This window comes from Bacillus cereus group sp. MYBK139-1 (assembly GCF_051916915.1).
GTDB classification, from domain to species: domain Bacteria; phylum Bacillota; class Bacilli; order Bacillales; family Bacillaceae_G; genus Bacillus_A; species Bacillus_A pacificus.
On record NZ_JBQAHO010000002.1, the window covers coordinates 647,405 to 661,861 of the forward strand.

The window sequence follows — 14,457 nt, forward strand, 5'->3', positions numbered from 1 at the left end:
TTTGTGATGATAAAAAAAGTATTAATAGCCAATCGTGGGGAAATTGCTGTACGAATTATTCGTGCTTGTAAAGAAATGGATATTGAAACAGTCGCAATTTATTCAGAAGCAGATAAAGAGTCACTTCACGTACAAATTGCTGATGAGGCGTATTGTGTAGGACCAACGATTTCGAAAGAAAGCTATTTAAATTTGACGAACATTATTAGTGTTGCGAAGTTAACAGGCTGCGATGCAATTCATCCGGGATACGGATTTTTAGCAGAGAATGCAGATTTTGCAGAGTTATGCCGTGAATGTAACTTAATTTTTATCGGTCCAAGTCCAGAAGCTATTTCAAAGATGGGCACAAAAGACGTTGCTCGTGATACAATGAAAGAAGCAGGGGTTCCGATTGTACCAGGTTCACAAGGAATTATTAAAAATACCGAAGAAGCGATCGAACTTGCGAATCAAATTGGATATCCTGTTATTATTAAAGCGACTGCAGGTGGCGGCGGAAAAGGTATTCGTGTTGCGCGTCATGAAGAAGAGCTTGTAAAAGGAATTCAAATTACACAGCAAGAAGCTAGTACCGCTTTTGGGAACCCTGGTGTATACTTAGAAAAGTACGTTGAAGATTTCCGCCATGTTGAGATTCAAATAATGGCAGATACACACGGAAATGCCATTCATTTAGGAGAGCGTGATTGTACAATTCAGCGCCGCTTGCAAAAACTACTAGAAGAAAGTCCATCACCAGCACTTGATGAAAATGTGCGTAAGCAGATGGGTGAGGCGGCAGTTAAAGCGGCGGTAGCGGTTGATTATACAGGTGCTGGTACGGTTGAGTTTATTTATGAATATAAAACGAAAAGCTTTTATTTCATGGAGATGAATACGAGAATCCAAGTTGAGCACCCAGTTACTGAAATGGTAACAGGGATGGACTTAATTAAAGAACAAATTCTTGTTGCTTCTGGAGAAAAGTTATCGTTACAGCAAGAAGAAGTACAATTTAATGGTTGGGCAATTGAATGCCGAATTAATGCGGAAAACCCTGCCAAAAAATTTATGCCATCTCCAGGTAAAGTAGAAATGTACTTGCCACCAGGCGGATTTGGTATTCGCGTCGATTCAGCTGTATATCCGGGATATTCAATCCCACCTTTCTATGATTCGATGGTTGCTAAATTAATTGTTCACGGAAAAACACGTGAAGAGGCAATTGCAAAAATGAAGCGTGCACTCAGTGAGTTTGTCGTTGAAGGCGTACATACAACAATCCCGTTCCATTTGCAATTGTTAGATCATCCTGATTTTGTAAAAGGTGAGTTTAATACGAAATTTTTGGAAGAGCATGAACTTGTGACGCAGTGATACATTAAAGGAGGTTTTTTTCATGGCTGAACATATGTTAGATATGGGTCAAGATACAACTCTTGGTAAAGTAGAAATTGCACCAGAAGTAATTGAAGTAATTGCAGGTATTGCAGCTGCTGAGGTAGAAGGCGTAGCGGCAATGCGTGGCAATTTTGCTACAGATGTTGTTGAGAAGTTAGGTAAGAAAAATCATGGTAAAGGTGTAAAGGTTGAATTAGCAAACGAAGATATTATCGTTGACCTTTATGTTGTGATGTACTTTGGGGTAGCAATTCCAGTTGTTGCACAAAAGATTCAAGACAACATTCGCCAAGCACTCTTTACAATGACAGGGCTTGAGCCAAAAGAAGTGAATGTTCACATCGTTGGCGTAACATTCGAAACACAAAAAACAGAAATCGAACCAGTGTAAGAATGAAAAAGATGCCTAGTAACATAGGCATCTTTTTTATCGTTTCATTTCTTCACAAATTAAAACCCTCTAATTATTATACTATTTCAAAAAATAAGAAATTAAAAAGAAAATGTTTCGTTTTACCAAAAAACGTACATTGTGATAAGATATGGAACTTGAAGTTAATCTTTTTATTATTTTTCAGCCTTGTAACCCGTGTGTGAAACGATAAATTGTGTTATTATCATTGTATTATAAGGTTGGAAAATCAATGAAAACTGTAAGAGTAAGTGAATTGACGGCTTATAAATTATAATAATATAACAAAGTATAAGGAAAGACTTGAAGCATAAAGGAGAGTTACAATGAAACGTAGGACGGCTAGAGAAAGAGCTATGCAAGCATTATATCAAATGGATATTACAGGTGAATTAGAACCGAAAGTAGCGGTGGAGAACACGCTAGACGAAGGTGAAGAAACAAATGAGTTTCTTGAATCACTTGTAGTAGGTTTTGTAGAAAATAAAGAAGTAATTGATGAAGCGATTCGTCAAAACTTAAAAAAATGGAAGCTTGAGCGTATTAGTATTGTTGATCGCAGTATTTTACGTGTAGCTGTCTATGAAATGAAATACATGGAAGAAATTCCACACAACGTAACAATTAACGAGGCAATTGAAATTGCTAAAACATTTGGGGATGAGGAATCTCGTCGTTTTATTAACGGCGTTTTATCTAATATAAAAGATACACTGTAATTTCTTTAAGGGGGAATCTTAAAATGGTAGCAGTAATCATCAAAGGAAATGAAGTTGCGGAGAAAAAACGAGCACAATTAACAGAAGAAGTTGTGAAGTTGAAAGAGCAAGGGATTGTACCAGGATTAGCAGTTATTCTAGTTGGAGAAGATCCAGCATCTCGTTCTTATGTAAAAGGAAAAGAAAAGGGCTGTGAACAAGTAGGAATCTATTCAGAGCTAATTGAACTTCCTGAAACAATTACGGAGGAGCGTTTGCTTGCTGAAATCGATCGCTTAAATGGCGATGACCGTATTAATGGCATATTAGTGCAATTACCTTTACCAAAACATATTGAAGAAAAAGCTATCATTGAAAGAATTTCACCAGAAAAAGATGTAGATGGATTTCACCCAATCAGCGTGGGACGTATGATGACGGGGCAAGATACATTCCTTCCATGTACACCGCATGGTATTGTAGAGTTAGTAAAAGAAACAAATCTTGATATCTCGGGAAAACATGTTGTAGTAATTGGAAGAAGTAATATTGTCGGCAAGCCAGTGGGACAATTGTTCTTAAATGAAAATGCAACTGTCACATACTGTCATTCTAAGACGCAAAATATGAAAGAGTTAACGAAGTTAGCTGATATTTTAATCGTAGCAGTAGGACGACCTAAAATGGTAACAGCTGATTATATAAAAGAAGGAGCAGTTGTAATCGACGTTGGTGTAAACCGTTTAGAAACAGGGAAACTTTGTGGTGATGTTGACTTTGACAACGTGCTAGATGTTGCAGGTTACATTACACCTGTGCCAAAGGGTGTTGGTCCAATGACAATCACAATGCTTCTTCATAATACTGTTGAATCGGCTAAGCGTGCAGGTGTCGTTTGTAAATAATTTGAGTCGGCTATGAGGAGAGAGAAATGGAGAAACAATATTTAACCGTTACAGCGTTAACACGCTATATAAAAACAAAAATAGAATATGATCCGCATTTGCAGTCTGTTTGGTTAAAAGGTGAAATTTCCAACTTTAAAAATCATAGCCGTGGCCACATGTATTTTACATTGAAAGACGAAAATGCAAGAATCGCAGCGGTTATGTTTGCGGGTCATAATCGTAATATTAAATTCAGACCTGAAAATGGGATGAAGGTACTCGTGAAAGGGAAAATCTCTGTTTACGAGGCGAGTGGTTCTTATCAAATTTATATTCAAGACATGCAGCCTGACGGAGTCGGAAACTTGCATTTAGCTTACGAACAATTAAAGGTTCGTTTAGAGGAAGAAGGATTGTTTTCTCAAGTTTACAAAAAAACAATCCCTCCTTACGCGAAAACAATAGGTGTGATTACGTCACCAACAGGGGCAGCGATTCGTGATATTATAACAACGATTAAACGTCGTTATCCAATTGGGAATGTTATTGTGTTTCCAGTACTTGTACAGGGGGAGTCAGCAGCTCCCTCAATTGTACAAGCGATCCGTACAGCGAATGAAATGGAAGGGATAGATGTCCTAATCGTTGGGCGCGGTGGAGGCTCTATTGAGGAATTGTGGGCGTTTAATGAAGAAATGGTTGCAAGAGCTATTTTCAAGAGTGAGATCCCTATTATTTCAGCAGTAGGTCATGAAACAGACTTTACAATTGCGGATTTTGTTGCCGATTTAAGAGCACCAACACCAACTGCAGCGGCTGAGCTGGCAGCGCCTAATATTATAGAATTACAAGAAAAGGTATTACAAAGAACTCTAAGATTGCAAAGAGCGATGAGAGAGTTAGTACATAAAAGAGAAGAAAAACTACAAGTATTGCAAAAATCTTATGCGTTCCGTTATCCAAGACAAGTATATGAGCAAAAAGAAGAGCAATTGGATAGAGCGTTAGAACAGCTTTTGTTAGCGAAAGAGCGCTATATTGATAAAAAGGTAAATCAGTTAAAACAGCTTTCATTTTATTTAGAGAAGCACCACCCATCTCAAAAAATTATGCAAACGAAGGTAGCAGTTGAAACATTGCAAAAGCAATTGCAACGTGAAATGCAAACATTACTTCAAACGAAAGAATTTGCCTTTGTAAGAGCTGCTCAAAAACTTGAAGCGCTAAGTCCGCTTAAAGTAATGATGAGAGGGTACGGGCTTGTATATGATGAAGAGAAGCAAGTGTTAAAAAGTGTGAAAGATGTAAGCCTTGGAGATGCTGTTTCAGTTCAATTACAAGATGGAATACTAGATTGTAGCGTATCAGGCATAGAGGAGCGTGAATTGAATAATGGAAAATAAATTAAGCTTTGAAGAGGCAATTTCGCAACTTGAGCATCTCGTTTCTAAGCTAGAGCAAGGTGACGTACCTTTAGAAGAAGCAATTTCTTATTTTAAAGAGGGTATGGAATTATCTAAGCTTTGTGATGAGAAGTTGAAGAACGTACAAGAACAAATGGCAGTTATTCTTGGGGAAGATGGAGAGCTTGAACCGTTTACTGCTTTAGGAGATGAAGCATAGTGACAATTGCTTTTGATACTTTTTTGAAAGAAAGTAAAACTTTCGTAGAAGAGAAGCTTGTAAGCTATGCAAATGAATTACAATGTCCAAATGTACTTCGTGAAGCGATGGCATATTCTTTGGAAGCGGGTGGAAAGCGTCTCCGCCCGTTACTTTTATTTGCAACATTACAAGCGTTTGGTAAAGAAAAAAATCTTGGTGTAGGTGCAGCTTGTGCTCTTGAAATGATACATACATACTCGTTAGTTCATGATGATTTACCTTGTATGGATGATGATGATTTAAGAAGAGGGAAGCCCACAAATCATAAAGTATTTGGTGAAGCGATGGCAGTTTTAGCAGGAGATGGTTTGTTGACATATGCTTTTCAAGTTATTATGGCATATGAACAAAAGGAAATCTCTGCTGAGAAAAAAGTAAGACTTGTACTTGAGCTTGCAAAAGCGGCAGGGCCAGAAGGAATGGTTGGCGGACAAGTGGCAGATATGGAAGCGGAAGGGAAACAGCTTACAATCGATGAGTTGGAGTATATTCATAAGCATAAGACTGGAAAACTACTTGAATTCGCTGTACTTGCAGGGTCGATACTTTCTGATGCGACAGAAGAACAGGAAGAAAAATTACTTGAGTTTGCAAAATATATCGGCCTAGCTTTCCAAATTCGAGATGATATTTTAGATGTGGAAGGAACCGAAGAAGAGATTGGAAAACCGATTGGTAGTGATGTTTCCAACGAAAAGAGCACATATACGACGTTATTTACTGTAGATAGAGCAAAGGATATTTTAGAAGAAACGATTGCAAAAGCAAAAGATGCTATTAGTTCCTTGCAATTACAAGATGAATATTTACTATCTATTTGCGATTTGATTGCAAAACGTAATAACTAATATAACAGCGTTTTCATTTGTTGAGTCATTCATCATTTTATGATATAAATGTAGGAAAAGGTTTTTCTTTTCTTGTTATTGGCAAAAATATATGTAGATTACATTGCCGTTATCACTTCGTGTTAGCGGCTATTTTTTTCATCGCCTAAAGAAATATAGTTTATAATAAGATTAGGGCGCAATAGACTGGTTAATAGCAGGACAAGGTGAAAAATAAAAAAAAGAGAATTTCTTGTTTTGTGTAAATGTTTTTTATAATATTTGACATGTTGACAGATTATGAAATGAAAGTGAGTGATCCATGTGGATCTAACGCAAATTCAAAACCCTAGTTTTTTGAAAGATATGTCTATCAGTGAACTAGAGGGATTGAGTGAGGATATTCGTAAGTTTTTAATTGAAGAGCTCTCTCAAACAGGTGGACATATTGCGCCTAATTTAGGTGTAGTAGAACTCACAATTGCTCTGCATAAATTATTTGATAGTCCGAAAGATAAATTTTTATGGGATGTAGGACATCAATCCTATGTACATAAAATTTTAACTGGACGTGCAAAAGAATTCGGCACATTAAGGCAATATCAAGGTCTATGTGGTTTCCCAAAACGTTGTGAGAGTGAGCACGATGTATGGGAAACTGGCCATAGCTCGACATCATTATCTGCTGCAATGGGAATGGCTCTAGCACGTGATTTAAAGAAAACGAAAGAATATGTTATACCAATCATTGGAGATGGTGCTTTAACGGGCGGAATGGCTTTAGAGGCATTGAACCATATTGGACATGAAAAAACAGACATGATTGTTATTTTGAATGATAATGAAATGTCAATTGCGCCAAACGTTGGTGCGCTTCATAATGTGCTTGGACGTCTACGTACCGCAGGAAAATACCATTGGGTAAAAGACGAGCTAGAGTATATTTTGAAGAAAATCCCAGCTGTCGGTGGGAAAGTTGCTGCGACAGCAGAGAAAATAAAAGATAGTCTTAAATATTTACTAGTATCCGGTGTCTTTTTCGAAGAGTTAGGCTTTACATATTTAGGTCCAGTCGATGGACATGATTATGAAAAGTTATTCGAAACGTTGCAATATGCAAAGAAAACAAAAGGCCCGGTGCTTGTTCATGTTATTACGAAAAAAGGAAAAGGTTACAAACCAGCTGAGAGTGATGTTATTGGCACTTGGCATGGAACAGGACCTTATAAAATTGAATCAGGTGACTTCGTTAAACCGAAAGAAGTTGCACCAGCATGGAGTGCTGTTGTTAGTGAAACAGTACTTAAGTTAGCGAGAACGGATGAGCGTATCGTTGCAATTACACCTGCAATGCCTGTTGGATCGAAACTTGAGAAATTCCAAAAAGAATTCCCAGATCGTATGATTGATGTAGGTATTGCAGAACAGCATGCTACAACCATGGCAGCGGGTATGGCAACGCAAGGTATGAAACCATTCTTAGCGATTTATTCAACATTTTTACAAAGAGCATATGACCAAGTTGTTCATGATATATGCCGCCAAAATTTAAATGTTTTCATCGGAATCGATCGCTCTGGTTTAGTAGGAGCAGATGGTGAAACGCATCAAGGTGTATTTGATATTTCATTCTTACGCCACTTGCCGAATATGGTACTTATGATGCCAAAAGATGAAAATGAAGGGCAACATTTAGTATACACGGCGATGCAATATGAAGATGGACCAATCGCATTACGTTATGCGCGAGGTAATGGACTTGGCGTTCATATGGATGAAGAATTAAAGGCGATTCCAATCGGTTCATGGGAAACGTTAAAAGAAGGTACACAAGCAGCTATTTTAACATTTGGTACTACAATACCAATGGCAATGGAAGCGGCTGAGCGTCTTGAAAAGGCTGGAGTTTCAGTGAAAGTAGTGAACGCTCGCTTCATTAAACCAATGGATGAAGCATATTTACATGATCTCTTAGGAAAAAATATACCAATTTTAACGATTGAAGAAGCTTGCTTAATTGGTGGTTTTGGAACAGGAGTAGTTGAATTTGCGTCTGAGAACGGGTACCATAGTGCGTTAGTTGAACGAATGGGTATTCCAGATCGTTTCATAGAGCACGGTAGTGTAACAAAATTATTAGAAGAAATCGGTTTAACGACAGATGCTGTTGTAGACCGTATTCATACAATGATTCCATCAAAACAAAAAAGGGCGTAACAAATGAGTGCGAAAAAAGAAAGAGTAGATGTACTATTAGTAGAGCGAGGGCTTATAGAAACACGTGAGAAAGCAAAACGCGCCATTATGGCCGGCCTTGTATATGCGAATGAGATGAGATTGGATAAGCCAGGAGAGAAAATCCCACAAGATACAGAGATTACGGTGAAGGGGCAAGTTATGCCGTATGTAAGCCGTGGTGGTTATAAACTAGAAAAGGCATTAGAGACATTTCATCTTGATTTACAAGATAAAGTTATGATAGATATTGGTTCATCAACTGGTGGCTTTACCGATTGCGCGCTTCAAAATGGAGCGAAATTATCTTATGCATTAGATGTAGGGTACAATCAACTTGCGTGGAAATTGCGTCAAGATGAGCGTGTTGTCGTAATGGAACGAACGAACTTCCGTTACGTAACACCAGCAGACTTAGAACGTGGTTTACCACAATTTGCTAGTATCGATGTTTCGTTTATATCATTAAAACTTATATTGCCAGTTTTAAAAACAATGCTTATGCCGAATGGGGATGTAGCAGCGTTAATTAAACCGCAGTTTGAAGCTGGAAGAGAGCAAGTTGGTAAAAAGGGTATCGTTCGCGATCGAAAAGTACATGAGGCTGTCGTAGAAATGATTGTCGACTTTGCTATAAAAGAAGGATACGACGTAGAAGGTTTAACATTCTCACCGATTACGGGCGGGGATGGTAACATTGAATTTTTAATTCATCTGAAATGGCATGGTGAACGTGAGAATGGCGAAAATCATTCTCCAGTTTCTGTTGAGCAAGTAGTTACAGAGGCACATGATGTCCTAAAACAAAAAGGGAAAGGGGAATAACATATGTTGTTCCTCTTTTTGTTGTAATTGTATAATGATTGTAAAAACAATTGTGTACAAGTAACGAATTATAAGTTAACATAAATAAGTGAAGTATACCAATGTTTAAACTATGGTAAGAGATAGTGTGAGGTGCAAATGTATGAATAAAGGTCAGCGCCATATTAAAATCAGGGAAATTATTGCGAACAAAGAAATTGAAACACAAGATGAATTAGTTGATATTCTACGTAATGAGGGATTTAATGTAACGCAAGCAACAGTATCGCGCGATATTAAAGAATTGCACTTAGTGAAAGTGCCATTACATGATGGTCGCTATAAATATAGCTTGCCAGCAGATCAACGATTTAACCCGTTACAAAAATTAAAACGCAATCTAGTGGATTCATTTGTAAAATTAGACACGGCAGGACATATGCTTGTGCTAAAAACATTGCCTGGTAACGCTCATTCACTTGGAGCACTTATTGATCATTTAGAGTGGGATGAGATCATCGGAACCATTTGTGGTGATGATACTTGCTTAATTATTTGCCGTACACCTGAAGATACAGGTGTTGTCTCTGATCGTTTCTTAAATATGCTGTAACAAAAAAATCTTGTTTGCTTTCCTCTGTAAAGTGGAAAGTGAACAGGATATTTTTATTGGTTAAAAACGTGAATTCTTAATTGTAATATAATATTTTCTTTGAATAAAATTAGGAAATAGGTGGATTGACCCGTAAAACAAATGTTTGGTACAATGGAGCGGTTAGAAAAGTAATTTATACATACAAACATATACTATGACTATTTGAATAAAGAACTGAGAAAAGCCCTTCATAGGGGATTAGTTTATAACGAGGTGAATGGGGCATTGTTATCGGAATTATCGATTAGAAACTTTGCTATTATTGAGGCATTAAATATTTCTTTTCAAAAAGGATTAACGGTTTTAAGTGGTGAAACAGGGGCCGGAAAATCGATTATTATTGATGCGATTAGTTTACTTGTAGGTGGCCGTGGTTCAGCAGAATTTGTTCGATACGGAACAGAAAAAGCTGAGATAGAGGGGCTATTTTATGTGGAAGATGATAAGCATCCATGTATTGAAAAAGCAGAAGAGTTGGATATAGAAATAGAAGACGGCATGATTATTTTGAAGCGTGATATCGCTGCAAACGGAAAAAGTGTATGTCGTGTAAATGGAAAACTAGTTACCCTTAGTGTATTAAAAGAAATTGGAAAAACACTTGTTGATATTCATGGGCAACACGAAACGCAAGACTTAATGAATGAAGAACGTCATCTATTTATGCTCGATCATTTTGATGGAGAGCGTATCGTTAAACAATTGGATATATACCAAAACGTATACGCTGACTATGAGAAGTTAAAAAAACAGTTGAAATCGTTAAGTGAAAATGAACAACAAATGGCACATCGTTTAGATTTAATTCAATTCCAGCATGAAGAAATCCGTAAAGCGGATTTAAAGATGGATGAAGAAAATGACCTAACTGAAGAACGATTGCAAATTTCTAATTTCGAGAAGATTTATAAAGCATTAGGTGACGCGTATCGCTCGTTAAGTGCTGACGGACAAGGGCTAGATAATGTACGAAGCGCAATGGGACAAATGGAGAGTATTACACATTTAGATGAAGTGTATCAAGAAAATCATGATTCCATTGCCAATAGTTATTATTTATTAGAAGAAGTTGCGTATCAACTAAGAGAAAAGCTCGATATGATGGAATATGATCCGAATCGCTTAGACGAAATTGAAACGCGTTTAAATGAAATTCGTATGCTAAAGAGAAAATATGGAAATACTGTAGAAGAGATTTTAGCGTATGCTGATAAAATTGAACAAGAAATTTTTACGATTGAAAATAAAGACGTTCATATTGAAACGACGAAGAAACAGTTGAAGGAATTAGAAAGTGTTATTCTGAAAGAAGCAACGTTGTTAAGTAATATGCGTCATGAACTTGCAGAGCATCTTACAAATGCCATTCATCAGGAATTAAAAGAATTGTATATGGAAAAAACAAAATTTGAAGTGAGAATAATGAAACGAGAAGGAAATGCAGAAGAGCCTCTTGTGGAGGGAGCACCAGTAAGACTTACGGCGGATGGCTATGACCATGTGGAATTTTATATTTCAACAAATCCAGGTGAGCCGCTAAAACCACTTTCAAAGGTCGCTTCCGGCGGAGAGTTATCTCGTATTATTTTAGCTTTAAAAAGTATTTTTTCTAAGCATCAAGGTGTTGCATCTGTAATTTTTGATGAGGTGGATACTGGTGTAAGTGGCCGGGTCGCACAGGCTATTGCGGAAAAAATTTATCGAGTATCAGTAAACTCACAAGTACTTTGTATTACGCACTTACCTCAAGTAGCTTCAATGGCGGATTCGCATTTATTTATTCGAAAACAAGTAGCAAATGATCGAACAATTACGTCAGTTACCGTTTTAACTATGGAGGATAAAGTAACAGAAATAGCTCGAATGATTTCTGGTGTGGAAATTACAGACTTAACGACAGAACATGCGAAAGAATTACTTACGCAAGCGCATCATTTTAAACAGACAGCAGAGGCTATCCAGTAATGGATAGCTTTTTTTCTCAAATGATGATTTCTTAATTCTTCCGGTTATAAATAAAGCATTGCAAGGAGAGATTAAAAAGTGAAGCCAAAAGGCTGAATGTGGGGTAGGAGCGAGGAGAGTGAACAAATTGAAATTAGAAAGATTTCGCAAAATAATAGGTATTTTTCTCCTTGTTTCTTTAGTTTTTATTGGGTGTTTTAAACCGCTTCGGACGTTTATTTCATCTCCGAAGCAACTTGTTGTTTTTGAAGGACAACAATCAGAAATAGCTTCATTACCAGTGTTTAAAGCTTCATCTACAGATCGTCATGTGTTTACAGTAAGTTCAAATGAACAAAAACAAGGACTTATGGTAAATTCTCATCAAAATGGTGAAGCAGATATGGTGTTTCAGCTTGCTGGTTTTCCAGTGAAAAAAGTAAATGTGAGAGTATTAAAAGATTTCAAAGTTATTCCAGGTGGACAATCAATTGGTGTAAAGTTAAACACAAAAGGGGTACTTGTTGTAGGCCATCATTTAATTCAAACTGAAAAAGGAAAAGTATCTCCTGGTGAAACAGCTGGTGTGCAAATTGGAGATATGATTACTGAAATTAATGGTAAAACAATTGAAAGAATGAGTGATGTAGCACCATTTATTCATAATAGTGGGGAAACAGGCGAACCGCTTAATCTCGTTTTATTAAGGGATGGAAAGCATATCCGCACTAAGTTAACACCACAAAAGGACAGTGGAGAATCGTCTTATCGCATTGGTTTATATATTCGTGATTCGGCAGCTGGAATCGGAACAATGACATTTGTTCATCCTGATTCTATGAAATATGGGGCACTTGGTCATGTCATTTCTGATAATGATACGAAAAAGCCGATTCAAGTCGAAGATGGACAAATTATGCGTTCGACAGTTACATCAATTGAAAGAGGTAGTCATGGGAATCCAGGGGAGAAATTAGCGAGGTTCTCACCTGATCGTGAAGTGATTGGCAATATTACAATAAATAGTCCATTTGGTATTTTTGGCAAATTGAATACAAATATGACAAATGGCGTAATGGATAAAGCAATGCCTATTGCACTATCTCATCAAGTAAAAGAAGGACCAGCAAAAATATTAACGGTTATTGATCAAGATAAAGTGGAAGCGTTTGATATTGAAGTTGTGAGTACAGTACCGCAAAAGTTTCCGGCAACAAAAGGCATGGTAATAAAAGTAACAGATAAACGTTTATTAGCGAAAACAGGTGGTATCGTACAGGGAATGAGTGGAAGTCCAATTGTGCAAAATGGAAAGGTAATTGGCGCTGTTACACATGTATTTGTAAATGATCCAACATCAGGATATGGTGTTCATATTGAATGGATGTTACATGAGGCTGGAATTAACATTTATGATCAAGAAAGAAAAGCGAGCTAATTAATAATTAGCTCGTTTTTCTATTGAAAAATTCGTTGAAATTTTGTAAAAGCTCCGCAAGAGGTGTTTTTTGTTGTAAAATAAAAGGAAAGGGTTGAACGTTTCGTTGTTTTTCTATGATGGAATGTGTTGCGAAAAGGAATAAATGAACGATAAACATATTTTTTTGTGATTTTATCGGAAAGTAACAAACTTTAAAAGGGAATTTTCACACAATTGTCGAACAATTCATGTAGCCTAGAAGGATACACATGTCGGAGAATCGATTCGGTAAGGGAGGAAAAGCTGTGGAGAAAATTAAAGTATGTCTTGTGGATGATAATAAAGAATTAGTATCAATGCTAGAGAGTTATGTAGCTGCTCAAGAGGATATGGAAGTAATCGGTACTGCTTATAATGGTCAAGAGTGTTTAAATTTATTAAAAGATAAGCAGCCGGATGTACTTGTGTTAGATATTATTATGCCACATTTAGATGGGTTAGCTGTACTAGAGAAAATGCGCCATATTGAAAGGTTAAGACAGCCTAGCGTAATTATGTTGACAGCGTTTGGACAAGAAGATGTGACGAAAAAAGCAGTTGACTTAGGTGCGTCATATTTCATATTAAAACCATTTGATATGGAGAATTTAACGAGTCATATTCGTCAAGTGAGCGGTAAAGCGAACGCTACTATTAAACGTCCACTGCCATCTTTCCGATCAGCAACAACAGTAGATGGAAAACCGAAAAACTTAGATGCAAGCATTACGAGTATCATTCATGAAATTGGTGTGCCTGCTCATATTAAAGGGTACATGTACTTAAGGGAAGCAATTTCTATGGTGTACAATGATATCGAATTACTTGGATCTATTACGAAAGTATTGTATCCAGATATCGCGAAGAAATATAATACAACAGCAAGCCGTGTCGAGCGTGCAATCCGTCACGCAATTGAAGTAGCATGGAGTCGCGGGAATATCGATTCTATTTCGTCCTTATTCGGTTATACAGTATCTATGTCAAAAGCAAAACCTACGAACTCTGAGTTTATCGCAATGGTTGCGGATAAGCTGAGACTTGAACATAAGGCTAGCTGAGAATAGTAGAAGTAAGAGATTTAAGTTTTTAATAATTCTTGAAATGTATACTTGATAGTAAATTTAAAATCAATGAACTTTTTAATTAAAGACCAATGAATGTTAGAATTCGTTGGTCTTTTTATTGTACATGTTCGAAGTGAAGGTTAAATTGAATTACGGTATATCCGATGAGGGATTTTAGCAAGCAAGTCATCCGTGATATAATAGAAAATAATAAAAAGTCCTGTGAAACAGGACTGTATTATTCTTCGTCTTTATTTTGTTTTTCTAATTCAACTAACTTTTGAATTAAAATGTGCTGCGGCATATGCATAAGTTGTTCAAGTGGAACACCTAATGCTTTTGATAGGCGGACTGCAGTGTCTGGAGAAATTTGTAATGGTCTCATAGAAGTACCTCCTTTTTCGTATAGTATAGCATAAGA

The 14,457-nt window shown here is 36.9% G+C and carries 14 protein-coding genes; 13 read left to right on the top strand and 1 reads right to left on the bottom strand.

Annotated features, from left to right (window positions below; all coding sequences use genetic code 11):
- The first annotated feature begins 6 nt into the window (after positions 1-6).
- The 13 genes from accC (at position 7) to spo0A (ending at position 14,030) form a co-directional block, all read left to right on the top strand.
- Positions 7-1,359, top strand: coding sequence for an acetyl-CoA carboxylase biotin carboxylase subunit (gene accC, locus ACTFRS_RS14560; protein WP_000592874.1), 1,353 nt, complete (start codon positions 7-9; stop codon positions 1,357-1,359).
- Positions 1,360-1,381: 22 nt separating this feature from the next.
- A complete protein-coding gene (locus ACTFRS_RS14565; RefSeq protein ID WP_000807630.1) occupies positions 1,382-1,774 on the top strand; it encodes an Asp23/Gls24 family envelope stress response protein in 393 nt (130 codons plus the stop codon).
- A 347-nt stretch (positions 1,775-2,121) separates the two neighbouring features.
- On the top strand, positions 2,122-2,514 hold the full coding sequence (gene nusB, locus ACTFRS_RS14570; protein WP_000830249.1) for a N utilization substance protein NusB: 393 nt from the start codon (positions 2,122-2,124) through the stop codon (positions 2,512-2,514).
- Positions 2,515-2,537: 23 nt separating this feature from the next.
- On the top strand, positions 2,538-3,398 hold the full coding sequence (gene folD / locus ACTFRS_RS14575; protein WP_000226735.1) for a bifunctional methylenetetrahydrofolate dehydrogenase/methenyltetrahydrofolate cyclohydrolase FolD: 861 nt from the start codon (positions 2,538-2,540) through the stop codon (positions 3,396-3,398).
- 26 nt (positions 3,399-3,424) lie between these two features.
- On the top strand, positions 3,425-4,783 hold the full coding sequence (gene xseA, locus ACTFRS_RS14580; protein WP_440024784.1) for an exodeoxyribonuclease VII large subunit: 1,359 nt from the start codon (positions 3,425-3,427) through the stop codon (positions 4,781-4,783).
- The gene (gene xseB, locus ACTFRS_RS14585; protein ID WP_000428423.1) at positions 4,773-5,003 is read left to right on the top strand and encodes an exodeoxyribonuclease VII small subunit; all 231 of its coding nucleotides are present in this window, start codon (positions 4,773-4,775) and stop codon (positions 5,001-5,003) included. The genes xseA and xseB overlap by 11 nt, the downstream gene beginning before the upstream one ends.
- Positions 5,003-5,893: a (2E,6E)-farnesyl diphosphate synthase gene (gene ispA, locus ACTFRS_RS14590; RefSeq protein ID WP_000150360.1), complete on the top strand. Its 891-nt coding sequence runs from the start codon at positions 5,003-5,005 to the stop codon at positions 5,891-5,893. Before xseB ends, ispA begins: the two co-directional genes overlap by 1 nt.
- Positions 5,894-6,196: 303 nt before the next feature.
- A complete protein-coding gene (gene dxs, locus ACTFRS_RS14595; RefSeq protein ID WP_000366448.1) occupies positions 6,197-8,089 on the top strand; it encodes a 1-deoxy-D-xylulose-5-phosphate synthase in 1,893 nt (630 codons plus the stop codon).
- 3 nt (positions 8,090-8,092) lie between these two features.
- Positions 8,093-8,932, top strand: a complete 840-nt coding sequence (locus tag ACTFRS_RS14600) for a TlyA family rRNA (cytidine-2'-O)-methyltransferase (RefSeq protein WP_001274742.1) — start codon at positions 8,093-8,095, stop codon at positions 8,930-8,932.
- 142 nt (positions 8,933-9,074) lie between these two features.
- Positions 9,075-9,524 carry an arginine repressor ArgR gene (gene argR / locus ACTFRS_RS14605; RefSeq protein ID WP_001032581.1) on the top strand — a complete coding sequence of 150 codons (450 nt, stop codon included), beginning with the start codon at positions 9,075-9,077 and terminating at the stop codon, positions 9,522-9,524.
- Positions 9,525-9,791: 267 nt separating this feature from the next.
- Positions 9,792-11,531 carry a DNA repair protein RecN gene (recN, locus tag ACTFRS_RS14610; protein ID WP_000947752.1) on the top strand — a complete coding sequence of 580 codons (1,740 nt, stop codon included), beginning with the start codon at positions 9,792-9,794 and terminating at the stop codon, positions 11,529-11,531.
- 118 nt (positions 11,532-11,649) lie between these two features.
- The gene (spoIVB, locus tag ACTFRS_RS14615) at positions 11,650-12,948 is read left to right on the top strand and encodes a SpoIVB peptidase (RefSeq protein WP_002028467.1); all 1,299 of its coding nucleotides are present in this window, start codon (positions 11,650-11,652) and stop codon (positions 12,946-12,948) included.
- A 287-nt stretch (positions 12,949-13,235) separates the two neighbouring features.
- The gene (spo0A, locus tag ACTFRS_RS14620) at positions 13,236-14,030 is read left to right on the top strand and encodes a sporulation transcription factor Spo0A (protein ID WP_014297988.1); all 795 of its coding nucleotides are present in this window, start codon (positions 13,236-13,238) and stop codon (positions 14,028-14,030) included.
- Positions 14,031-14,274: 244 nt separating this feature from the next.
- Here the strand turns inward: spo0A and ACTFRS_RS14625 are convergent, their stop codons facing one another.
- Positions 14,275-14,421: a YycC family protein gene (locus tag ACTFRS_RS14625; RefSeq protein WP_001247671.1), complete on the bottom strand. Its 147-nt coding sequence runs from the start codon at positions 14,419-14,421 to the stop codon at positions 14,275-14,277.
- Between the last annotated feature and the right edge of the window lie 36 nt (positions 14,422-14,457).